The following is a 22,624-nucleotide window of genomic DNA, read 5'->3' as shown; positions in this document are numbered from 1 at the left end:
GGAGTTACTTCAAGACCCTTGACTCGAGAGTTCCAAGTATGTCGCCATACTGCTCCTTAAGAGTCTTGAAGGCAGTTTTGGCTGCTTCTGGGTCAGTAAAATAGAGATTTCGGATCGCTTCAACTTTGACTTCAATCTCGCGAGCTAAGTCATTGCCTTCCCGTACCATGCTGTTAAAGTCGAATGAAGCCGACATGTGACGCTCAGCAATTTTATTCTTTGTTCCAGGGTCTTTTTCTGCGTTGTATTCATGGCGATGCAGTGCCAAGGTCAAATCTATCGCATCCAATTGTTCCCGAGACCAGTGTGAAATAATCAACCCGTTAAACAATCCGTGGGAAGACCAACTGTGAGCCGCCGCCCTGTCATTGCAAACGCTAAAAACGATACGCTCCAATGACGAAAACAAGTCAACTCTACGCCATCTAGAGTCAAGGGAAACCCCATGCCTCCACTTGGCATTAACAAAGCGAACCTTTTCATGACCACACGCACTGACAATGTCCTGCCTTAACTCCTCACCCAAACGCTGCAAATCACCAGCATGCCCAATACACACAAGAGACGGCTTGTTGGTGGCGATTATGTTCTGAATGGCCTCGGCACGAGTTAATGTAGGGATAATCATCCTAAACTCACATGTTTTTGTAATAGCCTACTTTAGAATCAAAGTCCTGTTTTGCGAGAGGCGTTTGGTTTGTTACATAAGCTTCCCACGAACTGTAAGCATTGATAAGTGCATGCTTTTCATCAGCGCCACTAGTATTAGACTTCATCGTTTCAAATACGACAGACGCATTTTTTTTGCGCATGTTTTTTCTTTCAGCGCCACATGTCGCTATTGCATCAGCTACTGAATCATTCCACCCAACCATCTGAAGAATTTCCATCCGCTTTTGTACTACGAACTGATCCGCAGAAGCGTTGCGCGCCTGAGTCGTGAGGTATTCCGCAAACTCTTTTTTATTTTTTGGTGAATGACTTGGTGCCTCAATATTCACATCACATTTTGACAATTCATCATACTTAGCTTGCTTTTGGTCGTTACTATTTGAACTATTTCCTGCGCAAGCAGAAAGAGTGAATGTTAACATCGCAGTCATGAAGACCTTTTTCATTATCATCCCCTGATCAATATGGTTTTTTTACATATTAACCAGGGTATGACGTTAACACTACCTACCTTTGGTGAAGTTGTAGATCATACCGCCAGGCTTAAGGTGCTTCTGAATAACCTGCAACGCAGCGTTCTGCATTTCATCAGCAAGGGCACGCCCCATAGCATCACCGGAACTGGATGTTTGGGTTGTAACCGATCCACCAGCATCAACGTTAACGGTGGTATTAATAACCGGAGCCATACCGCCACCGCCCTGGGCGCGTACGCCCAACCGCCCGGCAGAATCCCGTGTAAGTGGCATGATTGCTTCAGCGCCGGCCTCTGCGAAAACACCCCCCTTCGCAAACTTCGATGCGCCCTGGAAGGTGAAATATTGAGGAGAGTCGTATACCCCGTTGACGTACTTACTGAGGCCCGGTGAATCATATACACCACCTTTGGCATTAGGGGTAAACGAAGGGACAGCGAACGATTGCCCAGCGCCCGCTGAAGAACCAGAACCACCGCTTATCCAGCCCATCGCGGCCTGTACTGTATAGGCCACTATAAGTTGGTTGGTTATCTCGAGGATCATCTTGAGCATAGATTTGCCGAACTCTTTAACTGACGCGGTGCCAGTTGTCATCAGCTCAGTCAGCATGTTGCTCAAGCCGGTCAGCGTGGAACTGGCAACATTCTTAACGGCGTCGTAAGTGTTCGTGGCCGCATCCAGATATTCATTCCAGCCAGCAACAGCCCCTGCCTTCCAGTCGCCCCGTAATTTGTCCTCTTCGGCATAATATTTCCTGAGAGCTGCCAGTTCCTTTTCATACCCGGCATCCTCAAGCTTACCGCCACCGTTGAGCCAGCCCTGGCGAAGCTGCGCCTCTTCCATCATGCGCTGCGTTTGCCGACTGCTGAGGCCTGCACTATCACGCAATGCATCGGTTTTTTCCGAAATCTGCGTGACGTATTTATTCGCCTGCTGCGCCAGGCCGTTAATCTTCTGCTGCGCCTCTACTTCCTTGTTCTTCTGATCAACCACCTTGGCGGCGTTCAGAATCGCCTCACGGCTCGACAGTAAAGATTTTTCCTGAGCAGTCAGCGCGCGGGTTTTGGCTGCCTCATCCAATTCAGCAAATCGAGATTGCTGTTTACTGAACTCGGTGTTTTTAGCGTGGGTTTCGCCTGTTTGTCGGAGGGTCTCGAGCGTTTCAGTTAACGTTCTGGCCTGGGCGCGGTAGTTCTCCAGGGTGCGATCGCCAGCTTCCAGAGTGGCTTTCGCCTCTTTGGTCTTTTTGGCTGAGTCCTGAGCAAGCTTTGAAACGGCATCCTTAGTTTGCCGATCAACTGAGCCTGTGCCTTTTACACCTCCACCAGCGCCATTCTTCGCTTCTTCTTCCCATTGCCCTTGGGATTTACTGAGGTTAGCAATATGCTTATTGTAGTCGGCGGTAAGCTGAGCATACTCCTTGCTTGCAGCTTCTCGGTTCTTGGCAACGCTCTCAGCTAGCCCATCAAACCCCATGGATTTGATGAGCGATTCCCCACCAGGGAGTTTGTTTGCAATATCCGTGAAACCAGTGATCATTCCCCCCATAACTTCAAGGGAGAACTCTTTCATCTTGACGAAAAGGGCTTCAAACGAGGTGCCCAAGAGCTTAAACACTTCGATGACTTGGTTTCCCCAAGCCCGCACCGTCACGCCTATTTGACCGAAAATGTCGGAAGCGAATGCCTTGAGCCCGTTCCATGCCTGCCCAATATTATCGGTGGCCTCTACAATTTTATTACTCCGATCCTCCATGGTGTTGGCGAACAGCGTAATCGCTTCGTTTGCCGCTGCTGTTTTACCCTTGGTTTTCTCCAGGGTGATGATGTGCTTCATCATGGCCTCGTCAACGAAGCCATATTGCTGGTTCAGGCTTGCCAGCGCTTTAACGGGATCACTTACCAGGCGTGAAAAATCCGCCAGCGCGGCCTTCGTATCCAACCCTGCATCGCCCATAGCCATAATGGATTTGGCGATTTTCGTCATTTGGTCGGCTGTGTACTTCCCGGTGTCATTAAGTTGCACGAGAGTATCAACAGAGTCAGCCAGGGAGGCGCCGGCGTTATCTGCAACATCTTGTGCGGCATCGTTCAGTTGCTGCATAGAGGAGAACCCAGCCCCGCCCATCAAAATGAGCGATCTGGCAACGTTGTCGAACTGCTGAGACGAGCTATAAGCAGCCCCGGCCAGAATAGCCAGCAAACCTACAGTGCCTGCAATAGCGAGGTTAAAGCCATTCAACAGGCCTCCCGCCCGCCCCAACTTTTCTGCTGCCTCACTGGTGTTATTTAGCCCTTCAGCAGCTTCGCTGATGCCTCCTGCCGACTCCGCTGTCTCTCTACTCTCTTCGTTAAACCCAAACAATGCGTCCCTCAAAGCCTGGAGCATTGGACCTAATCCACCAAAAGAATCCTTAATTTGCCCGCCTTGCTGGAGCAAGATCAGGAAAGGGGATTGTCCTCCAGCCAGCTGTGTCGCGATATCGGTGAACTGCGCCGGCAGAGTGCGCAGCGCAGCGCTGTACTGGCCAACGGAAATTCCAGCACGCCGGGCAGCAGCTTCCTGCCGGGATAGCGCCTCTGGCAGTACGTCAGCGACACCAGAGAGGCGCTCACGCGTCTGGTTGAGGATGGTGTTGAAGTGCTCGAACTGCGCGCCGTTAATGCGGCCTGCTTCAAAATGGGCCACCAGCTGTGCGTGCTGTTCATCCAGTGAGTTGAACGCACGGATTGTCGGGTCGATGGAACCCAGCAGATTCTTTAACGCTGCGGACTGCTTCTCTGCTGCCTGGGTAGCGGCTAATTCAGCCTGAGCACGCGCTGCTGCCTCGCCGGTGTCGGCCAGCTTAAGCCGGGTATCGTCCAGGATTTTTTGATAATGAGTAAACTCCTCAGTATCGAGTAACCCCTTGCTATGAATTGTCCGCAGTTTTTGCTGCTGATCATCAAGCTTACCTAAGGCTGCGAGAGTTGGATCTATGCTTTCAAGCAGCCCCTTGAAGGATTTTTGTTGCTCCCATAAAGCCGCTGCGCTCTGCTTGCCGGCATCGGCCCCAGCGCGAAACACGCTATTCAGATCATCTGCTTTATCTACGGCACCGGCCGCCGCCTGGCCGAGTTTATCCAGTTCGTTGCTGGCTGTTTTCAGGTCAGAAACATCGGCCCGCAAAGTAATCGAGGCGATCTGGTCTGTCATTATTTCGTCTCCTTATGCATTACCTTGAGAGCCTCGCTTTCCATAATTTGAAGGTCAGCCATGCAGGCCGCCGCATCCTCAACCCCGTGTAACTCGAACATCCAGGGGAGAACGTTGTAATCAAGGCCGGTCGCCCCGCTCGCTCCGACTCGCCACTGGGTCGCCAGGGAAGAGAAGATGGTGAAAGACTTCCACACAGAGGGCAGGATCCCCACCTCTTCCTCCACGTCTTCAGGCGTCAAACCAAAAGCGCTCAGCTCCGCGAGCGTCGGTCCCGGCGTGTACAACGCTGCGGCGACCTGCCTCAGTTTTTTTCGCGGATACCCATCAGCTCTTTGGTGTATGCCAGACCGATGCTGTCGAACGCGCGTGGATAGTTCCGCAGGAGGACAATAACGTTCTCGCGGTTAAACTCGTCCGGCAGCGCCCACCCCTCGACAATTTCCATGAGGTAGTCGGCCTGCGGCTCGATAGCAGCCTTTTTACCTTCAGCATCCTTTTGCAGCTTTTCGTCCATAGAGCGCAGCTCTTCCAGCGTTTTATGGCGGAAAGTGAACGTCAGCTTGCCGTCTTCGGCGCCAGCGCGTGGGATACTGGAGGTCACGGAAAACGTAGGGTTGGGGATCAGTGAAAATTTGGTCATTTCGGTTCCTTAGAAAATGAAAAACCCGCCGGAGCGGGTCGAGTATTCGAGTGCGTGATGGGAGGTTAACGGTTGTAAAGCAGGCCACCGGGCTTCAGCGCGTTTTTAATAGCATTGGTGACCGCTTCGTTCATCGCCTGTTGCAGGCCAGCTACTGACGCTGTTTGCGCATCAATATTTGCCTGGAGGGATGCGAACAAATCGCTTTCACGCACGGCATCAATGACGGCCTGCTTCATTTCATCGCCAAGCCTAATCTTCGTCTTCGCGCTTGTTGCGACGGCGTTCTCGATGATAGATGAAGCGGCTTCCTGCACCTTAAAGCGATCAGCCTTAACCGTTGCCTGCGGCTCGCTTGGCTGACCGATGCTCATTCCAGCTGCGTACCGTTTGCCAGCATAATCCACGTTCATCTTCACGCTATAGTTCGTAGACAATACGCCACCGCCAATCTTCGCATCGTTAATGAACACCTGGCCGTTATTAATAATTAGCGTCCCGTTCTTTTCGAAAGACCAGCCATCTTTCAGGACTTTGAATGCATCGCTGTTACGGATTTCATGGTCCAACGCCCCTACAATTTCTCCGGCATCGACAGAAGAAACCCCTTCGAGCCAGTCACCGGCTCGCCAATCTCGTGCTGAGCCATCCTCTGCAATTGGACGCAGGCGCACCTGCACTCGCTCACCAGTTTTGAGCCCGGAAATAAGGTATCCGGTAGTTGGCCAGTAGAGGCGTTCTTTCACAAGTCGGCCATCTTCATGAAGGCATTGCAGTTCTAGCACCGCGCAGCCACCCGGCCATTTCCATTCGACGTCCACACCAAAAGGTTTGGGAGTGGTTTTTACGTAAGGGACGATTGAAGGTTCTGACATTTTAATTTTCCTTTTAGACGTGAGCCTGTCGCACGGCAAATCCGCCGAAAGTTAACGGTTTGCCCAGGCTTACAGCTGAAAGACTTTCTTCGATGTGCGCGTGCGATGCGCATAAAAAAGCCCGGCGTACCGGGCCCGAGTGGTTAGCTGACCGTGACAGTACACGCAGCCGAGGTGATGGTTTTTCCCGCGGCGTCGGTGACTTCACAGGTGTAAACGCCAGCATCACCGGATGCGACAGACGAAATGTTGAACGTCGATGCGGTTTTGCCCGGAATAGCGGTGCTGCCTTTCTTCCAAACGTAGGTGTAAGGTGCTGAGCCGCCCTTCATTACCACCGCCAGATCCAGCGCTGTACCTGTGGCAACCGATTTGGTGGCCGGCAGGTCGGTCAGGAACGCCAGCGGCGTCACGGATGAATCGGCGATCGGGTAAATCTGCATGTCCGATTCGAAGTTCATGCGCGCCTCGTTACTTTCCACGGCGTTGATTTCCGTGCGCGGTACGCGCTGGAACGATACTTTGGCTGAGTAGAAACGATCGGCTTTGCCGCGTGGGTTATGGAACCAGACCGCAGTTGTGTCGCTGGAGTCATCCAGGTCAATGAGGCGTTTGTAGATCGCCAGTTGAGGGTCATGCGCAAAGGTGTAAACCTGAACCACCGCGTTTTTAAACGTTGGGATGGTGCGCGCTTTGTCATCTTCCAGGAACTGCACGCTGATGGTCTGCTGATCACCACCTTCAGTTGATAATGTCATCACCTGAGGCATGGTGATCCATGAGTCGATTTTACGCAGCGTGCCCGCGCCAGTGCCTGCCGGGAATTTGGTGGTATCGGTAGTGTCGAATGCTTCCAGCACGATTTTATTACTGGTCACCGATTTTACGCGCAGCACCATGTTATCGAGCTTTAACCAGCCGGAACTCACCTGAACTACGTCACCGGCCAGAATGCCGGAAGCCGATGCAACGGTCAGTTCGCATTCCGTCGCGTTAGAGGCTGCGGTAAAGGTGATTGGGGCTTGATAGGCCTTGGCCACGTTCACACGCGAGCCGTTAGGGATTGCGAATGCCATAGCACTCTCCTGAATTTAGCTAATAAAAAACCCGCCATCTGGCAGGTCAGTAGTCAGCGCGGTACTGCATGCTGACGGGAATGGTGTAGGTTATGGAGCCACTGGACCCGTTGGGCGCCGAGGTTGGCCGGTCCTGGATGGGTTGTCTCACCTGCGGCGGCCCGTTGATGTAAACCGTCAGATTACCGTCCACCAGCGGCAGCCCTTCGGGAAAAGCATCTGCGACCGACTTTGTCAGCCCTCTGGCCAGAGTCACGCCGCTACCTGCTGGTGCAATGATATTGAGCTGGAGAATGCCCTGGTATGTACGCAACTGACCTTCCAGGTCCTGCCCCACGGTTTGCGCAGGTAAGACATAAACGCGCCCGTAAGGGGCATCATCAGGCGGGGTAAAAGCGATGTTAGGCCAGGCGATCGGCAATCCTAGCGACTCAGCGATAATCGCCACCCGGCTCTCCAGCAATTCAGCAATTCGCATGGACTGATCACCGACCATTGCGTACCTCGCTCATTGCCTCTCGGAAATATTGCGCAGCATCCAATGCGGTCAGTCCGACCATGCCGCCGGGCGCCTGATTCGAATGACCATTCTCCAGCGCCTGGGCATATGGCAGGTTATTGGTAAAGTAAATCGAGTTCACCTGCCCCACCCGGAACACTTCGAGCACCGCCAGCCCGCGGGAGTTGGAACCCTGCCCGGAAGCATCTGGGGTATCGTTCGTCTCTGTAGGCTGGCTGTCGAGACCCACATACCAGTTATTTTTGAATCGCCCCCCGACATAACCCTCTGGCTTTTTGATGTCCATCGAATCGTTGACACGCAGGCCTCGCCTGAGCCGCCCTGCTTTTGTAAGGTTGGCCGGATCATCACGTAGCGCCGCGTTATGCTCTCGCACCGCGGTGTTATAGGCTGATGCCGTCTGGTTTACCTGCCAGATTTCTGGCTGCCCGACAGGTGACATGTCCACCAACCGCCCGAGGATTTTGATACCCGTCCGGCGGACCGCCTCCTCAATCTCCTGCTTTGAACCATCTACGAACAACTGAATGGCAGCCAGGAACGGCTGATTTGCAGAACTGGTCATAATCAGGTCCTCAGCTGGATGTTGTAAGAGATCAGCACATCTGCGGGCTTAACCGGATTCGGCTGAACCACGCGCCACTTTTTGCCGTCGATATCAATGAGGTCGCCAATGCGCACTTCCGTTTCAAACGTGGCCGCTAGTTTCTTATCGCCCGTAGCAATCAGTGAACCGTCGATTTCACGCGTGGAGTATTCGGTGATAACGCCGGTAACGGTCGCAGTAATAGGCTCGGTGATAACCTCCTTCCCGTACTGATCGCGTGTGGTGGTTCCGCCGCGAGTCAGTTGGTAGGCTTTGCCGTTCTCCGTCAGGAGCCGCGTTGCCGTAGCGCGCATGCGGCGATAGTCGATTGCCATGCTACCCCCTTTCGATCCGGACCTGGTTGCCGCCCACCACAAGCCCGCGCAGCGAGGAATAGAACCAGGGGAATGATGGAGTGGCCTTATTCGTTCCCGGCTCGTACTGCACAGAGACGGCCCCCTGTACGCTCTCAGCTATGACCGCGCCGCCACCGGAGACCGACGGCGTGAGGTCAATCTCCTGCGACTCGATAGCCAGGCGGCATTGGGCATCAATCAGGCGCTGTGGAATAGCATCATTCGGCAGGTCCACACCATCGAAGCGTACGCCGGAGCGCGGCCAGGATAGAGGCTGAGATGCGCTGGAGCGCTGACCACGCCAGGACCTTCCTTCCAGAAAGTCCATCGACTGCATCAGCATCTGGCTACACTCGCCATCTTCGGCAGGAATGGTGTATCCGCGCGCGGCGGCAAAGACCCGCAGGTCGGACACGCTGGCGTAGCTGTTAAAGTCCGGCGAATGGGGATCGGCAACCAGCATGGTTATTCCTCCAGACGCCAGTCCAGCGCCAGCCAGTTATCCACTTCAGCAGGGTGAACATCAGCGCGCAGCGGACCGCCGGGGAACTCTGGGATATCACGTACCATGACCACCAGCTCAATACCTGGCTGTTCCTGCTGCTGTTCCTGCTGGGCAGGTTTATTATCAGCGGCCTGCTGAGCTGCAAGCTTTTCCGCTTCACGCTGTGCGCGCTGCTCTTTTGTTAATCCGGCCATCGGGCCTCCTGAATTACAAAGGGGCCGAAGCCCCCTGGGTTAACCCATGATGATGGTGGAATGTTCAGGCTGAACGGAGGCCACCCCCCACGCCACACCAACCTCGTAACGCACCTGACGGTACTGGCGGTACAGCGCGATCTGGAAGGTAATACCAGAGACCGGATCGGTTACGTTCATCACGTCGTCAGCGGTATCGCCGCCTTTTGGCATGGCCGGGGTACGGCAAGCCAGCAGGAATGCGTTACGGTCAAAGGCAACGTTTGGCACGAACTCGCTCAGCACAGTGACAGTTGCCTGATCTGCCAGATCCTGACGCAGGCCAGGTGCGCCGATGGTGATAGTCGAAGAGGTTGCCGCTACGACCATGTACTGGTTGTCATCGCCATCGAACTTCACTGCGGTCCCGGCAGCAATACCGCCAGTGCCAGCAGAGATAGCGATAATGATGTCGCCCTCTTTCTTCTCGCCATTGACCTTATAGCCCGCCGCCGTGCTTTTCGCGGTGCGCTTGATGTTGGCGGATTCGTGCAGGTTAAAGCCCATCACACGACCAATGATGCCTTCACGCAGCAGCTGATCGGTACCGGCTTCGTTCGCTTTGAACAGTACGGACTGTTTACCACGGATTGACGCCATCGCTTCGCCGCCCAGTACCATGCGCAGGTCAGTGGTTGGTGCGCCGTTATCAGTCAGCACCTGCCGAGCGTTCGCCGCATCAGACAGGTCGTCTTTGACACTGAACGGTGTATCTTTTGGAGCACCAACAGCGCGGGAAGACTTATAAGCCAGCGATGCCAGGTCAGCATCCATTTCGTTGCTCAGTGCGCGGAACGCCTGAGAAAACTGGTCAGCCAGGACAATGTCATAAGTGCCTGATGGCCCGATGGCAAGCTGCTCTTCACCATTCCATTTGACCGGGGCCATTTTGGATTTGGTGATTTTCACGTCCACGGTACCAATGTTCTGATCACCGTCGTTTGGCGCGGTTGCCGCCGGAGTGATATCAACGGTGGTGGTTTTTGGTGCTACCGGTGCGGTCACGGTTTGGTCTTTGGCCGCGGCATCGGCTTTAGCGTTACGGGCCACCGCCGGGATAAAGCCCACCTGCTCACGGGATACGCGGTTCAGTGCCGTGTAGATGGTCGGGATCAGGCCAGTCAAAGTGTTGGACATTTATTTTTCCTTTCGATTAATCAACGATGCTCGTGCCGCCGCCAATCGCAGCCTGTTGTTCAGCTGGTGGCAGGGCGTCAAAAGCAGCGCGTTTCATGGTTTTCTGCCCGGCCTGATGCTGCGACTGGTGAGAACCACCGCCGCTGTTGCCGGACGATTTGAGGATGTAGTCTTTCTGCGGGTGCGACTCGACCAGAGATTCCAGCGCTTCATCGAAGCTGGCCAGCTCGCCGGGCTTGGTGCGGGAGAACACCTTATTGCCCTGGCCGTCGTAGGCCACAACCTTGCCGTCTTCGATTTTGAAGTTCTGCCCGAAGTACGAACGCACGAACTCACTGGGGATCGCCATCTTCTCCGAGATGAATTTGGAGCCACCGAAGCGGCCGCCGATCATCTCGTCGTAGAGTTGAGTTTCCAGTTGCTGGGTCTTGCTGTTCGCCTCTTCGAGTTGCTGTTGGAAAACTTTGGTGATCTCCGCCTTTACCTGGTCAACGGCACCAGCATCGATCAGTTTTTTCTGGTCTATTTTGGTCATCATCTCCAGGGCTTCGAGCGCCTTGGCCGGGTCGGTGATGCCAGAGAATTTCGCGAGATTGGCTTCCGCCGCTTCCTTCGCTTCGCGGTGAGTTTTCGCCTCGCCATTCAGGGAGGTGATTTTGGTCATCGCTGCGACCGCATCGAACGGGATCTCTTTGCCATCATCATGGATGTACACAGGCATACCGTTTTCAACGACCACATTTCCGTTAGCATCAAGTTTCAGTTTCATTATTTTTGCTCCAGCCTTCCGGCCATACGTAATGGGTCATCCGACCCGGGCACCGCGTCGCATCCGCTCAGCGGCAGGCATAAAAAAAGCTGCCCGGAGGCAGCCTGTTAGATAAATTCGATGGTTATGTAACCGCGCAGCTTGCGGGAGTAAATTTCACCCCGCTTTCGCTTGTGGATCCGTAACGGGTGTGGATGAATACAGGCGATACCACGTTTGACATCAGCCCATACACAGCTCTTTATCTCATTGCCATTAACGAACACCCTTCGCCTTCCACGACCATCTCCAACGTAGTGAAAATCTTCGTTACGCATACCCTATTCCTCAAACGCCGACGCATCCACGCGGCGCAGTTCGTCCAGGGTCAGAAACTCCCCGGCATCATTGAACATCTCAGGCACGGTGATTTTGCCGTCACGCAGCATCCGCGCGCGAGTAACGCCCAGCACCTGCTCCTGCCGTGCGTACGGTTGCCTGACGAGCCATTCGGCATAGCTGGTATGCGATGGCACCTGTCCATCCATCGAAGCGCGTGTGGCGCTGCTCAGTTCGCCAGAGGCTATCTGCAATTCCTCCCACGATTTAGTGATCAGAATTTCGCATGAGCGACAGCAGAAATGAATTTTGCCGGGCCCGCGCAGATATGGGATTGCATGGCCCAGCGGCTTACCATCGAGCGAATAGAGTTTGCGATCTCGGATGATGCACCACTGGCTGGTATGGGTGTCCAGCGTCGAAGACCACTGCTTGGCCTTTACGATATCGCTGTTGGCCAGTGCAAATTCCTGGCGCGCTGTAGCGGCCACATGGTTCACCGCCGTGCGGGTTACTACTGCAAGGTCACGACGTGAAACATTTATAACCCCGTCCTGGCGGTGGAGTTGCGGCGTGCCGGCGACCCGCTTCACAATCTGCTCGACGGTTTCACCCTGAAGAAATCCGGTGCGCACGGCACTGGTAATTTTTTCCAGCCGATCCGATTCGAGTTTCTTGCCCCACTCTTTCAGCAATCTCCCCTGAAAAGGTTGCGCCACCGCAGCAGCATAGACCTGTTCCGGGACAATGCTTTGCAGCGGGACACGCTTAAGCACCTTTCCTGGAATGAGGCTGCTGAACAGGTCAAACTGATACCCGGTCTCATAATCAGCGTAACGCATCAGTTCGCGCATCAGAGTAGCATTGACCGGTTCGTAGGCCTGCTGGTTTAGCTCCCGCACACCAGCCAGTAGCGATGCAAGGCGACGCGCGCTGTAGGTGTCAGCGCGCTTACCCTCCAGCAGTACAAGCAGTCGGGCAGCCAGTTCAGCATCCATCCTGTTAAGCAGCGTCACCATTCGTCGGGCAACGCCCGTACCGTAGCGCGTCACGTAAAGTCCGTGAGCTATGGTCTCGTCCTGCAACCTGTCGTTTACCGAACGAGCCATATCACACCTCGCCAGGTGGCGGTTCAGTTAAAGATGCTGACTCAGCAAGCAACTCGCTCAGAACCACATCGGGATCCGCGTCGGCATCAATCAGGTTGAGTTTTTGCAGGGCTTTGATTGCATCGATACGGCGAAGGTCACCGCCCTGGCGCAGCGACTGAATGGCCATCGCCGCTGGTGGATTAAACTCTTTCGACTCGACATCCAGCTCGGTGCGTACGTCAACGTTGCCGCCTTCCGCTTCCCCGATGTACTCAGCCATAATTTGCAGGATATTGTCGATCGCATCTTCGAGACTTGTCGCCATGGTATAGAGCGGTGACTGCTCCTGCATTTTCTCTTCTGAGGTCTGGTCTACCGATTTGGTAGAGGTGTTTTCGGTGCGCAGCAGCTTCGCACCCGCCTGTCGCATCTGCTCCACCAACTCTGCCAGCGACTCTTTGCCGGCACCGATGGAAGAACCTGTGTGCTCGACGTATTCCAGACCCTGCCTTTGCCGATCGGAGAATGACGTGGCAGAGGATGAGCCAATCACAAGTTCTTGCCCCTCTTCCAGCCCGAACACCGTGAGCAACGGCACCCGGGCGACATGCAGAATGTTGTCCTGCTCGCTCTGGCTCTGCCAGTGCTTGATATTCAGCAGAGCCATGTTGAGAAGCGGCGGTGAACCACACATAAATCCGGTGCGTTTGGTGTAGAGCGTGACCAGAGTGATATCCTGGCGGGATGTCTGCCACCCATCGAATAGCGCCCAGTTCGCGGCACCGTCAGCATCTTTAGCCTTGCGGTAAATTTCCACCTTTCCGGGTGTCAGGTACCGTATTTGCTCGACCTTGGTCTGCCCGAAGCCGTCGCCGTCTTCGACCACAACCTCTTTGATACGCAGCGCAGTCAGCACCACTTTGCCGTCCACCATTTTCGACTTCCAGCCAATTACCTGGCGTGGATTGAGCATGGTGACATAGGGGCGCGCGCCGGTAGCTTTCTCTTCAGCTTTGGTTTTCACCTTTTCGGTGTCCACCCTGGGATAATCCACCAGCGCGTGGGAGAGGCCATACTGCATCGCCAGACCGAAGAATGCCTGCGCCCATACGTCCAGGCGCGTCCCCTCAAGGTCGAAGTTTTTCGCATACTCTCGCAGCTGATCCGGCACATTCTCGGCAAGCTTAATGGGCTCGGCGAATACACGCCCGATGTTTTGCTTAATGGTCTCTTCGTAGGCTGGCAGAAGCGTGGCCACGGCGAGGCGTTTTTTGTAGTCCTCTTTGTCTTCTTTTGGCCAGCGCGGTAGATATTGCTCGCCCAGCTGGCGCATATACAGCGTGCCGCCCATCAGGGCATCGTTGATATCCCACGCCTCGACCATGTTCCCATAGTCCAGATTTGGGGTTGAAATATCAGGCATGGGATTAGATCCGTAGGTTGGTGACTTTGCCGACTTTCTTCGGCGGTGAATGCAGGACGGCATATCTAGTGCCATCCCAGTCGTGATCTTCCTGCTGAGTGTCTACGTCATCAGGGTTCTTACTGTCGCGAACGAGCACCGGAACACGGCTTATCCAGCCGCGGCAATAGTCGAAGACGTAGAATGCTGGTTTCTCAGGTACACCAGATTCCAGCTTCTTACCCTCAAGGACGGCCTCCAGCATGTCAGCAAAGAGGGCCGCTCCGTTTACGCGCGATCCCGGTTTCTTGTTGGATGGAACCCACTTAACGCCCTGCGATTCCATCTTCTGGGCAATAGAGAGCTCGTCATCGCCAGTGTTGTAGATGGCACCGTCAGCTGGGCCCGGCACAACCTTTTTGCAGATACCGGGCATGATGTTCAGTTGCCCCTGAGTTATCCCATTGAGTTTTATCTCTTCAGGTTCAGGCAGCTCTTCGCCCATCAGCCGCTTATCAATCCAGGCCACACCCTTGGCGACGTTTGTCGAGCTCATATTGATCCCTTTGTTCAGCTCGTCAGGTGGACAGCCATACCACTCGCCAATCAGGATCAGCGACCCGGCAGGCGGGCAGAACTGGCGACCATCAGGCAGTTCTGCGGCAGTACCGTCGGCTCGCGCCCACCAGAGGTTAGAGAACGGCTTCGACTCACCCCAGTCATGGGAACGGTCAACCGTCCAGCTATCCGGGATGCGGAACGGCTTAATGACGTGCAGCGATGCATTCCACAGGTGGTCAAAGCGCCCACCGCTGGTGACATCCCAGGAGCCCTCTACCCAAGCTTTGCGGCGGTTCGGGTCTTTGATGGCCATCAGCGTTGCGATGTACTGGGGATCCAGATACGGGTTCTCTTTGAACGAGCCGTGAATAGCCACGCGCGTCAGCGTCACATCCTCTTCGCGCTCAGTTTGCGGGTTAAACACCTGCTGCGTTTCACGAATGATGGTGCCGCGGGGCGCTGGCTCGATGAAGCGTTTCTTCACCCAGGTGTGGCCGATGCCAAACGGGTTAGTGGTGCTGAACGTCTCCAGGGGAATAGGCTTAAGTAACGAACCGTCACCCAGCGGGTAATTCTCAGGCCGGAACGAGGAGCGCCGGCAAGAGAACATCATCTCGTAGAATTCAGGGGACTGCTGCTTGGTCAGCTCGTTAAAGCCGATGAACGGAAACTCCTGGCCGTGATAGTCCCAGTAGTCACCCTCTTCTTTCCCGAAGCGGAACAGCAGCTCCTCTCCAGTCGGCCACACCCAGCGCAGTTCAGATGCTGACGCCAGATAGCGTGCGCCGTCGTTAAACAGGCGATACATGCGCTTTGACTGGGTAATGATATCGGTGAGGTTCTTATACTCGGTATCGAAAATGACACCGCGCCAGAACGAACCATAGCCCAGACCAACCAGACGACGAAAGCGCGCCAGCTGCGCGGCAGTTTTACCCGGCCCGCGCGTGCCCTCGTAGAGAATTTCGTTACATGGACAGCTCAGGGAGAGCGATTGCGATCCCGGCAAGGGTTTCCAGACGGCTTTGTAATTCATCCACCAAGAACCTCGCTCTGCTGCTTCTGCGCTGCTGCTTCCCACTCATTCACGTTATCGCAGGATGGGACCGGCATAACGTTATGAGTGGCAACCACTGTTTGCTCTACTTTTTGTTTGTTCGTGTAAGCATCGCCAACTTCCTTGGCCGCCTGCTCCATCAGGGCGGCAGTAAGGGCCATGTTTTTCATTCCCTCTGCTTTCGTAGCCATCCTGTCGAGTACACGCAGCCGATATGCCTTATTGGCGATCGGGATGTCGGCGATCTCATTCTGGAATCGTTTACGGGTGGCGTTGAAAAGGTCAATCCACTTCTGGCTCAACTTGGCCGCCATTGCGTTGCCGGGCGTGTATTGCGACACCTGCTGCCGTGAGACATCGATGCCATATTCAGCCTTTACAAGCTCAATGACTTTTACCGGGGTCTCGTAGCAGGCGAGTGATTGAACGATGAAGGCTTTAACCTCTGTCGATAATGCTGCCACAGGCTACCTCCATGACAATCTGAATAAAGCGTTATGCCAGCTTTAGCATGCACGTCCCGCATGACCTGGCTATATCGATGTGAGCCACTTCTGCTGGCGAATTGGCCGCATCAACGAGCTCCTGTACTTCTTTGCTGGCACCGTATCTACGTACGACACCAGTAAATTCTTCGACGTCGTGGCCGCGCAGTGTAAGCACTGGCTGCCCGGTCTCTTTGTTGAACTTAGGCGCGCCGAAATCATCGGTGGCCTGGGCGATATGGTAAAGCTCATGCTCTACCAGTGCGCAGAACTCGAGGTCGCTACATTGCGAGCAGTAGTCAGCCGCCAGTGTGATGATGAACTTCGGGATTCGCCCGAACCATTCATGCATCTGCTGTTCCATTCTGGCTTTCTGCCAACCACCGGCGCGGAGCATTACCTGCTCGGCTTGGCCGAGGACATACCGCCCTTTCTTAGCGAACGAATCGGACGCCCACATAAAGCAGAGGTCAGCCTCTAACAGGTGTTCATGGTCAGGGTTATGGATGCTGCCGGTATCGCTGAGGATTTGGCGGCTTACCCACTCATGCACTTCATTGGCGGGGATGAGCCGGGTGTATGGCTGCCAGTTGTCGGAGATGATGAAGTTAACTGGCGGGTATGGCCTGCGATCTTCATCGTTAACCATGGGTTACTCCGTTGTTTGTTCTGCTGGCTGTCCGGTCTGCTCTGCCGGTACTGGCGTGAACTGCACGCGCTTCACATCGGCTGGAGCAAAATACAGCCACTCGCCCGTCTCCGTCGCCAGCGGCACAAAGCCGTTAACCAGCTCTGGCTGACGTCGTGACATCTTGCCTGTGAAGGTTTCGCCTGTTTGGGTGGTTAGCGTGATTTGGTAGATATCGGACATGGTTACCTCTTTGCCTTGTCGCAGCTGTTGCCCTGCTTCTCAGAAGTGCTTAGCCACTTACGGCTTACCCGTCAGCAAGATGTGATCACCATCCTTGCGGGGTTACACAGATCATTATCGAAGCCCCTCAGTGAAGAGCTTCTGTAATGCCGCTATTTGCCGACGCAATTCTGCGTTGGCTACCCTGCTTTCGCTTCCATAAGCGTGACCATGTCAGGGTCCATCTGACTGACGATCCGCTCACGAGCGCAATTGAGAAGCTTCTTGCGACCACCGACGCCCCACTTATTCATTGCCCGGGCACATGCGCTGACCTCTTTGGTCTCATTGGCGATCAGCAGGTCAAGTCGGTTGAGTCGGTTCATATTACTAAGACCGTTGAGCACAGCCTCGCGGAAGGTTTCATAAACGCGGATTTCAAACTCCGGCTTAATCCAGGCGGCATATCTAATAGCGAGTAGCTCTGCAGCCCATACGCCGGGCTCGTCACCACCGCGAATTACTCTAAGTGCCTGGTTATCTTCCAAAGGACATTTTTGTCCTTTGCCTGCCAGCGCCTGAACGAAACGCTTTACTGATGCACTACGAATAAACTTGCCCGGCTTTTGTGACTCAGTAGCCTCACCTTTCAGGACAGCGGCGGCATGAAGATCATTCAGGCTATAGCGCCCCTTCTCGTCCACTCGGACAGAGACACCATTCACGATCACAGTTGGATATGTCATAGCGTGTACCTTTCTTTGAGATGAACCTTTGCCGCATAGGAAATCAGCCCGTCGAGGCTCGCCAGCACTAACTGACTTCCTCAAAGGCTCATTTCAAAGGGTATGGTTCGACGTGGGTTGAATGCGCTGCGGTGCGCGGTAAAATTCGGGCATAAAAAAGCCCGACCGAAGTCAGGCTTTGTTTCTCTTGTAGTGGGTGACGAATTATTTCTGACACTGCGTATCGATGTATTCCTGCATGCCGTGAATCATTTTGTTAACGGTTTCGATTCCGTCCCGGTGATCGAAATAATTCCGTCGAGCGTCTGGAGTAAGTTCGGGGGCTCCTGCATCATCCACGCCGGTGGCGGAGGTGGCTTTGGACATTCCAGGGCAGGTTGCGGCGATGCGCAGCCGTTTAACGCCAGAATCGACATCCCGACGCAAATCGTTAATGGTTTTTTTCGCATCGGACAATTCCTTCGTGTATTTGGCATCCAGCGCAGCAACATCGCGCTGACGCAGCTGCATGTCTTTGATGGTGTCGTTAGCCAGGCGGAGACTTTTGGTGGCTTTGTCGCGCTGGTCTTTATAGGTGATGGCGTTGTCGCGGTAGTGGTTAACGAAGAACGCCAGCACGCCGATTACCGACACCACAATCAGTTGCAGCCAGCAACGCTTAACCAGCGCGCCAATCATGATAGGAACAGAGCCCGCTCTGCCTCCCGCCGACGTGTCAGCCCGTTCAGGGCCTTACCACCCGCTTTATTCCAGCGCAGGAACTCATCGGCAGCACCAGCGTAATCACCGGCGTTGAGTTTTCGCAGGAGAGTCGATGTCGACAGTGACCGGGCGCCGAGGTTATACGTGAAAGATACTAGGGCATCGAATTGCTCTTGAGTCAGGCCGACTTTAACCAGTCGTGACACGTCGCCTTCATAGCTGACCAGTCCAGTTTTCAGCAGGCGTTCTGCCGTTTCCTGCTTGATAGTCATCCCGGCGCGGATTGGTTTGCCGTCGACGGGCTGAGTCCAGCCATAACCGATCGTCCAGACTCCGACGCTGTCCTGGTAGGCGGTGAGCTTGCAGCCCTCAAACTCTTTTATCAGGGCAATGCCTTTATCACTGGTTTGCATTCTTCATCCCCGTCAGGCGCTCCCAGAAGTACGTCAGTGCTACGGAGCCCATCGCCCCGCTAATGCCAGACGTAACCAGAATCATGTAAAGACTTAGCCCACTTTCAACGCTGATCAGGCCACCAATGAGCCCGGTAAAGCCGGACACTGCAATTTGCGCCAGCGCGTTGATCCAGCTCCAGGTGGCTTTGTTCTGCTTAACGTCAATAAGGTATCGGACCAGGCCGCCCCAGCATGACAGAGCAAGGACAATCAGCCATGACACTCCGGCAATGCTTTCTTTATCTTGCATACGTTTAGCCATATCACCTCCGAAAGAACGGGGTGCTGTTTGTGTAGAGTGGAAGGATGCCAGGAAACAACGACCGGACATCGCAAATAAAAAAGCCAGCGACAGGCTGGCAATGTGAGGGTAAGGCAATGTCGGCTCTCTGGCCGAAGGGTCCCAGGTAGTGGGTTTGGTTTGTGGTGGCCGGCGCTGCTATCCGGCATTCACGGCTATCGCTTTACGACGCCATCAGGACATTCACCACAACGGACAGAGCACTCATGACTCGCATCATGTGGCGCAACCCCACGGCAGGGAGTCGAACCCTACAAATGCTCTTTCCTGTTGTGCACTCCGTTTCGTGGAGCGGACGGCATAACGTATTCGCGAATTCAGTTATGCACCTGATGCAAGATAAAGCCGCCGAGATGACGACTTGTTTTGCTGATGGCTCGCCTGGCTGGATTCGAACCAGCGACCAACCGCTTAGAAGGCGGTTGCTCTTTCCTCTGAGCTACAGGCAAATAAAAAGCAACCGGCGTTAACCAGTGGCTTGATGTTTATATGCGGTTCTATGGCTGAGCCTCCGACTTGACCCATCCCAAGTCCTCATAACGGCTTATCTCAGCTAGCCTACACGTCTTTCCGTAGTGTCAGCAGACCTCTCAGCCTGCGATGGTTGGAGTTCCAGACGAACCGTCGAAGTTACCAACTAGGCGGTATCAATGGTAAGCACCGCCTCTGTTATCTCACCACTCCGCTCTTTCGCCTTTGACGTCCGAGCATACCTGAAAATATACACTTCTATTTCGCCAAATCAAGTTATTTAAGAAATATTTTTCATTTAAGCAGCAATTAGAGAAATCTCATTCTCCATTTCGCGCTTCATTGCATAGAAAAATTCTGCTTCGAATACTTTTTCACACCAGACAACCCGGCGGCGGCAAGCCTGGATATCTAATCCGGTGATCAGGTGCATCTTCCTGGCTATATCTTGCGTGCAGTTGCGTTCGCAGTATCGTTTAATGGCGTAATCGCGGACTGGGCTTTCACGGTGGAATAACTTGACCATCACCTTTTCAACGAACGCTGCATCATCTGATTCTTTGGCGAGAGCGATGATGTTGCTGGTAGAGGATTGAGGGATGACCAGTTCGCGAGCTTTCTTATAGAGTTCCTCACCTCTCAGCGCCCCACCCTCGTCGCTATAAAGCCAGTTGACCATTCTCTCGATGTGTCCACCCATATCAGGATTCCATTGAGTCCGGATCATCAGGCGGCCAATAACGTTAACAGCGCCAGCTGGTGAGTCATCGCCGCGATTAATTCTGCCCCACACTGACATCATGTACTGCACCCAGGCTCGTTGCTTGGTTGTGATGGTCTTCTTAGGATGCTTCCAGACACGCCGGAAATGGGCGTCATCGACAAAGTTAACCATGGTGTAAATTGGTGTTAGCTTTCTCATTACGCGGCTTCCTTCTGAGGCTGGTTGGTTTTGGTCTGGCTGTGCTTTGCTACTGGCGGCAGGTTGGCGCGCTTTACGCTCTCTGCCTGGTATCTGACAATCTGGTCACGGGTCATTCGTCTACCCTCTCGTTCTGCCAGAGAGGAAGTGGAGATTTATCCCCGGCGCGGCGAATGCGTGACTTGGCGTTCTTCTCAATCTGAATGAGCTTCTCGATATTCTGACGGCGCTGCTTTTCTTCCCGGCGGAGATATTTCACGTTCTCCATGTAGCGAGACTCCTGGTCGCAGAGCGTCATAAGGAAGTCAAAAGGCTCGATCAACGTTTCGCACTTCCGGCAGCGCAAGGTCCGGTCTTTTTCGTTCACCCAAACAGTGGAGTGCAGGCACATAACCTTCTGCCCTTCGCGCTGAATAACCAGCCCGTCCTGTAGATCGTTATTCTTCGTCGGGAACGCGACAACCTTGCCCAGTTCAATTTCTGTTTCTGTGCTCATGCTGCCTCCTGCTGTTTAAGTGCTTTAAGCTTTGCGCGGTACTCATCGCGGATCCGGATGAAGTCTTCCCGGCGGTAGTTGGTCATTTCGTGGGGGCCGTTGAGCCAGTCGACGTATTCCTGGCCGTAACGAGCGACCAGACCAGCTTCGTATTGCTGAGCTACCGTCGCCTCTTTTGCGGTATATTTGCCCGCTCCGGCATTACAGGATTTGCACTGCTTATGGGCGTTGCGTTCTTCAAAGCGCAGTTCTGGGTTGGCGCCGACCGTTTTGAAGTGGCCGCAGTCCCATTGCCCGCCGTGCAGGTCAGGCGGGTTGGTCTCGCCGCAGCTGATGCATGGCAAATCAGCATCGCGCGCACGGATGAAGGCGTTGAAAGCCTGCTGAGCCTGCGCCTTGTAGTAACCGTTAGGTCTGAGCTCTGCCAATCGCGCTTTACGGCGCTGGCGGCCTGCCTTCTCTTCAGTGCGCTGACGCTGCACCTCCTTCTGCTTAGCGGCTTCACGGGCTTTTGCGGTCTGTTCTTTGCCGATCGCGCTGGCGCATTCGAATGAGCAAACTACCTGCCCGTCGCGGACTGGGTGGAACCACTGGCGACAAGCTTTATGGGCGCACTTGCGGCGGGCTGGCTTCATAATCCAACCTCCAACCAGTGTTTTGCTAATCGATACGCAAGAGACGCTCTTTTCGGATTATCAAATGTGCCCAGGTGTTTCGATCTGCCATCAATCTTTATTCCTGCACACCAGCGACTCATATCTTTGTGGTAAAAAACCCCGACAAAGCCAGAGGTGTTATTTGTACAATTCCCTTTGTTCGATCTGGCTGATACGTCACGAAGATTTTCAATGCGGTTGTCATTTCTTACATGATTTATGTGGTCAACCTCCTTGCTTGGCCACACGCCATGGATGTAGAACCACGCCAGCCTATGTTCCGGATACCATTTGTTATTAATGCGTATCTTTCTGTATCCACCACCATTAATTCCGCCAGCGCGCTGCCCAGCCTTCACTGTCGCTCTATTGACCTTCCAGGTAAAAACTCCAGTTTCAGGGTCATAGTGGAGGATGTTTTTAAGCTCATGCAGCTTAATCATTTGAACGCCCTCCGTGCCGCTAGACGCAGCCATTTCTGATCCACCAGGCAGGCGGTGTAGCCCTTCAGTGTTGGGATATCGGACGGCTTAACCGCAGGCTTACGCTGGCGGCGCGCCGGAACGCGGAATATTTCGTTTGTGATGACGCGGGAAAGTGGAGTAGACATCAGGCCTCCTGCTTATCGCGCAGCTGCTGGTACTCGCAGCCGTTCGGGATAGTCAGAGCCAGACCGAACTGAGCGCACCACATTTCAACCTTCACCAGGAAGATATGCATTTCCCCAGTGTCGAGGTCTGCGGTATGGCGCGGCTCCCAGGTCGTGGTTTTCTCACCGGTAATGAAATCGGTGTAGGTCACCTCTTCGCATCCGAGGTAGGTCTTTTTGAGGTTGCGCTTAACCCACTCCGGAGTGGCATCAGTGCGCCCTGATTTAATCAGGTATTCGCTGATTTCAGCCAGCCACATGTGAAGAAGTGAATTTTGTGACAGGCTGCGCTTCTCGCGCCACGGCTTAACCTGTAGGCGGAAACATTGCCCGGCATCCAGCAATGGCTGAATCTGCTGGCCAATGGCCGCGAAGTTGCCGCGATGGAGTTTGATGCCGTCTACTGGCAGAGTCAT

At 54.2% G+C, this 22,624-nt stretch carries 32 protein-coding genes and 1 tRNA gene; all 33 read right to left on the bottom strand.

Annotated features, from left to right (window positions below):
* Nucleotides 1-4 precede the first annotated feature (4 nt).
* Nucleotides 5-628 carry a hypothetical protein gene (locus tag ACOTX4_RS23510; RefSeq protein ID WP_421635449.1) on the bottom strand — a complete coding sequence of 208 codons (624 nt, stop codon included), beginning with the start codon at nt 626-628 and terminating at the stop codon, nt 5-7.
* A gap of 7 nt (nt 629-635) precedes the next feature.
* Nucleotides 636-1,118, bottom strand: coding sequence for a hypothetical protein (locus ACOTX4_RS23505; protein WP_421635448.1), 483 nt, complete (start codon nt 1,116-1,118; stop codon nt 636-638).
* Between the two features lie 57 nt (nt 1,119-1,175).
* Nucleotides 1,176-4,346 (bottom strand): phage tail tape measure protein, encoded by a 3,171-nt coding sequence (locus ACOTX4_RS23500; RefSeq protein WP_421635447.1) that lies wholly within the window; start codon nt 4,344-4,346, stop codon nt 1,176-1,178.
* The gene (locus tag ACOTX4_RS23495; protein ID WP_250192541.1) at nt 4,346-4,588 is read right to left on the bottom strand and encodes a DUF1799 domain-containing protein; all 243 of its coding nucleotides are present in this window, start codon (nt 4,586-4,588) and stop codon (nt 4,346-4,348) included. Before ACOTX4_RS23495 ends, ACOTX4_RS23500 begins: the two co-directional genes overlap by 1 nt.
* 62 nt (nt 4,589-4,650) lie before the next feature.
* Nucleotides 4,651-4,989 (bottom strand): phage tail assembly chaperone, encoded by a 339-nt coding sequence (locus ACOTX4_RS23490; RefSeq protein ID WP_400215047.1) that lies wholly within the window; start codon nt 4,987-4,989, stop codon nt 4,651-4,653.
* A gap of 65 nt (nt 4,990-5,054) precedes the next feature.
* A complete protein-coding gene (locus ACOTX4_RS23485; RefSeq protein ID WP_421635446.1) occupies nt 5,055-5,864 on the bottom strand; it encodes a phage tail tip fiber protein in 810 nt (269 codons plus the stop codon).
* Nucleotides 5,865-6,007: 143 nt separating this feature from the next.
* Complete coding sequence (locus ACOTX4_RS23480) at nt 6,008-6,940, bottom strand: phage tail tube protein (protein WP_421635445.1); 933 nt, start codon at nt 6,938-6,940, stop codon at nt 6,008-6,010.
* A gap of 46 nt (nt 6,941-6,986) precedes the next feature.
* On the bottom strand, nt 6,987-7,418 hold the full coding sequence (locus ACOTX4_RS23475) for a phage tail terminator-like protein (protein ID WP_223610800.1): 432 nt from the start codon (nt 7,416-7,418) through the stop codon (nt 6,987-6,989).
* 7 nt (nt 7,419-7,425) lie between these two features.
* Nucleotides 7,426-8,025, bottom strand: a complete 600-nt coding sequence (locus ACOTX4_RS23470; protein ID WP_048218122.1) for a hypothetical protein — start codon at nt 8,023-8,025, stop codon at nt 7,426-7,428.
* A gap of 2 nt (nt 8,026-8,027) precedes the next feature.
* The gene (locus tag ACOTX4_RS23465) at nt 8,028-8,381 is read right to left on the bottom strand and encodes a hypothetical protein (protein WP_022651630.1); all 354 of its coding nucleotides are present in this window, start codon (nt 8,379-8,381) and stop codon (nt 8,028-8,030) included.
* Nucleotide 8,382: 1 nt separating this feature from the next.
* Nucleotides 8,383-8,865 carry a DnaT-like ssDNA-binding protein gene (locus ACOTX4_RS23460; protein ID WP_048218125.1) on the bottom strand — a complete coding sequence of 161 codons (483 nt, stop codon included), beginning with the start codon at nt 8,863-8,865 and terminating at the stop codon, nt 8,383-8,385.
* Nucleotides 8,866-8,867: 2 nt separating this feature from the next.
* Nucleotides 8,868-9,101, bottom strand: coding sequence for a hypothetical protein (locus tag ACOTX4_RS23455; protein WP_234636435.1), 234 nt, complete (start codon nt 9,099-9,101; stop codon nt 8,868-8,870).
* A gap of 39 nt (nt 9,102-9,140) precedes the next feature.
* Complete coding sequence (locus ACOTX4_RS23450) at nt 9,141-10,277, bottom strand: P22 phage major capsid protein family protein (RefSeq protein WP_044704670.1); 1,137 nt, start codon at nt 10,275-10,277, stop codon at nt 9,141-9,143.
* A gap of 16 nt (nt 10,278-10,293) precedes the next feature.
* Nucleotides 10,294-11,046, bottom strand: a complete 753-nt coding sequence (locus ACOTX4_RS23445; protein ID WP_045357899.1) for a DUF6651 domain-containing protein — start codon at nt 11,044-11,046, stop codon at nt 10,294-10,296.
* A 107-nt stretch (nt 11,047-11,153) separates the two neighbouring features.
* The gene (locus ACOTX4_RS23440; protein ID WP_022651635.1) at nt 11,154-11,363 is read right to left on the bottom strand and encodes a hypothetical protein; all 210 of its coding nucleotides are present in this window, start codon (nt 11,361-11,363) and stop codon (nt 11,154-11,156) included.
* Between the two features lie 3 nt (nt 11,364-11,366).
* On the bottom strand, nt 11,367-12,473 hold the full coding sequence (locus ACOTX4_RS23435) for a phage Mu F like family protein (RefSeq protein ID WP_048218131.1): 1,107 nt from the start codon (nt 12,471-12,473) through the stop codon (nt 11,367-11,369).
* Between the two features lies 1 nt (nt 12,474).
* Nucleotides 12,475-13,878 (bottom strand): DUF4055 domain-containing protein, encoded by a 1,404-nt coding sequence (locus ACOTX4_RS23430; protein WP_421635444.1) that lies wholly within the window; start codon nt 13,876-13,878, stop codon nt 12,475-12,477.
* A 4-nt stretch (nt 13,879-13,882) separates the two neighbouring features.
* Entirely contained in the window at nt 13,883-15,454 is a 1,572-nt protein-coding gene (locus tag ACOTX4_RS23425) for a terminase (protein WP_116328762.1), read from the bottom strand.
* Nucleotides 15,451-15,939: a DUF2280 domain-containing protein gene (locus tag ACOTX4_RS23420; protein ID WP_421635443.1), complete on the bottom strand. Its 489-nt coding sequence runs from the start codon at nt 15,937-15,939 to the stop codon at nt 15,451-15,453. Before ACOTX4_RS23420 ends, ACOTX4_RS23425 begins: the two co-directional genes overlap by 4 nt.
* Before the next feature lie 31 nt (nt 15,940-15,970).
* Nucleotides 15,971-16,609 (bottom strand): putative metallopeptidase, encoded by a 639-nt coding sequence (locus tag ACOTX4_RS23415; RefSeq protein ID WP_152043909.1) that lies wholly within the window; start codon nt 16,607-16,609, stop codon nt 15,971-15,973.
* Between the two features lie 3 nt (nt 16,610-16,612).
* The gene (locus ACOTX4_RS23410) at nt 16,613-16,831 is read right to left on the bottom strand and encodes a hypothetical protein (protein WP_023306053.1); all 219 of its coding nucleotides are present in this window, start codon (nt 16,829-16,831) and stop codon (nt 16,613-16,615) included.
* 179 nt (nt 16,832-17,010) lie between these two features.
* Complete coding sequence (locus ACOTX4_RS23405) at nt 17,011-17,556, bottom strand: KilA-N domain-containing protein (protein WP_001514187.1); 546 nt, start codon at nt 17,554-17,556, stop codon at nt 17,011-17,013.
* 204 nt (nt 17,557-17,760) lie between these two features.
* Nucleotides 17,761-18,234 carry a lysis protein gene (locus ACOTX4_RS23400; protein ID WP_063862865.1) on the bottom strand — a complete coding sequence of 158 codons (474 nt, stop codon included), beginning with the start codon at nt 18,232-18,234 and terminating at the stop codon, nt 17,761-17,763.
* Nucleotides 18,231-18,671 carry a lysozyme gene (locus tag ACOTX4_RS23395; RefSeq protein WP_264884286.1) on the bottom strand — a complete coding sequence of 147 codons (441 nt, stop codon included), beginning with the start codon at nt 18,669-18,671 and terminating at the stop codon, nt 18,231-18,233. Before ACOTX4_RS23395 ends, ACOTX4_RS23400 begins: the two co-directional genes overlap by 4 nt.
* On the bottom strand, nt 18,658-18,963 hold the full coding sequence (locus ACOTX4_RS23390; RefSeq protein WP_122008274.1) for a phage holin family protein: 306 nt from the start codon (nt 18,961-18,963) through the stop codon (nt 18,658-18,660). The genes ACOTX4_RS23395 and ACOTX4_RS23390 overlap by 14 nt, the downstream gene beginning before the upstream one ends.
* Before the next feature lie 424 nt (nt 18,964-19,387).
* A tRNA-Arg gene (locus ACOTX4_RS23385) sits at nt 19,388-19,463 on the bottom strand.
* Nucleotides 19,464-19,783: 320 nt separating this feature from the next.
* Nucleotides 19,784-20,407: a hypothetical protein gene (locus ACOTX4_RS23380; RefSeq protein ID WP_045345376.1), complete on the bottom strand. Its 624-nt coding sequence runs from the start codon at nt 20,405-20,407 to the stop codon at nt 19,784-19,786.
* Nucleotides 20,407-20,523 carry a hypothetical protein gene (locus ACOTX4_RS23375; RefSeq protein ID WP_116328758.1) on the bottom strand — a complete coding sequence of 39 codons (117 nt, stop codon included), beginning with the start codon at nt 20,521-20,523 and terminating at the stop codon, nt 20,407-20,409. Before ACOTX4_RS23375 ends, ACOTX4_RS23380 begins: the two co-directional genes overlap by 1 nt.
* A complete protein-coding gene (locus ACOTX4_RS23370; protein ID WP_045345375.1) occupies nt 20,520-20,903 on the bottom strand; it encodes a hypothetical protein in 384 nt (127 codons plus the stop codon). Before ACOTX4_RS23370 ends, ACOTX4_RS23375 begins: the two co-directional genes overlap by 4 nt.
* Nucleotides 20,900-21,541: a recombination protein NinG gene (locus tag ACOTX4_RS23365; RefSeq protein WP_045345374.1), complete on the bottom strand. Its 642-nt coding sequence runs from the start codon at nt 21,539-21,541 to the stop codon at nt 20,900-20,902. Before ACOTX4_RS23365 ends, ACOTX4_RS23370 begins: the two co-directional genes overlap by 4 nt.
* Nucleotides 21,535-22,002, bottom strand: coding sequence for an HNH endonuclease signature motif containing protein (locus tag ACOTX4_RS23360; RefSeq protein WP_022650992.1), 468 nt, complete (start codon nt 22,000-22,002; stop codon nt 21,535-21,537). Before ACOTX4_RS23360 ends, ACOTX4_RS23365 begins: the two co-directional genes overlap by 7 nt.
* A complete protein-coding gene (locus ACOTX4_RS23355) occupies nt 21,999-22,169 on the bottom strand; it encodes a NinE family protein (RefSeq protein WP_045345373.1) in 171 nt (56 codons plus the stop codon). Before ACOTX4_RS23355 ends, ACOTX4_RS23360 begins: the two co-directional genes overlap by 4 nt.
* On the bottom strand, nt 22,169-22,624 hold the full coding sequence (locus ACOTX4_RS23350; protein WP_045345372.1) for a YbcN family protein: 456 nt from the start codon (nt 22,622-22,624) through the stop codon (nt 22,169-22,171). Before ACOTX4_RS23350 ends, ACOTX4_RS23355 begins: the two co-directional genes overlap by 1 nt.

The organism is Enterobacter cloacae complex sp. IR5459 (assembly GCF_049238005.1).
Taxonomy (GTDB): Bacteria; Pseudomonadota; Gammaproteobacteria; order Enterobacterales; family Enterobacteriaceae; genus Enterobacter; species Enterobacter hormaechei_C.
The sequence above is the reverse complement of the archived record's forward strand: the minus strand, read 5'-3'. Positions and strand labels throughout refer to the sequence as shown.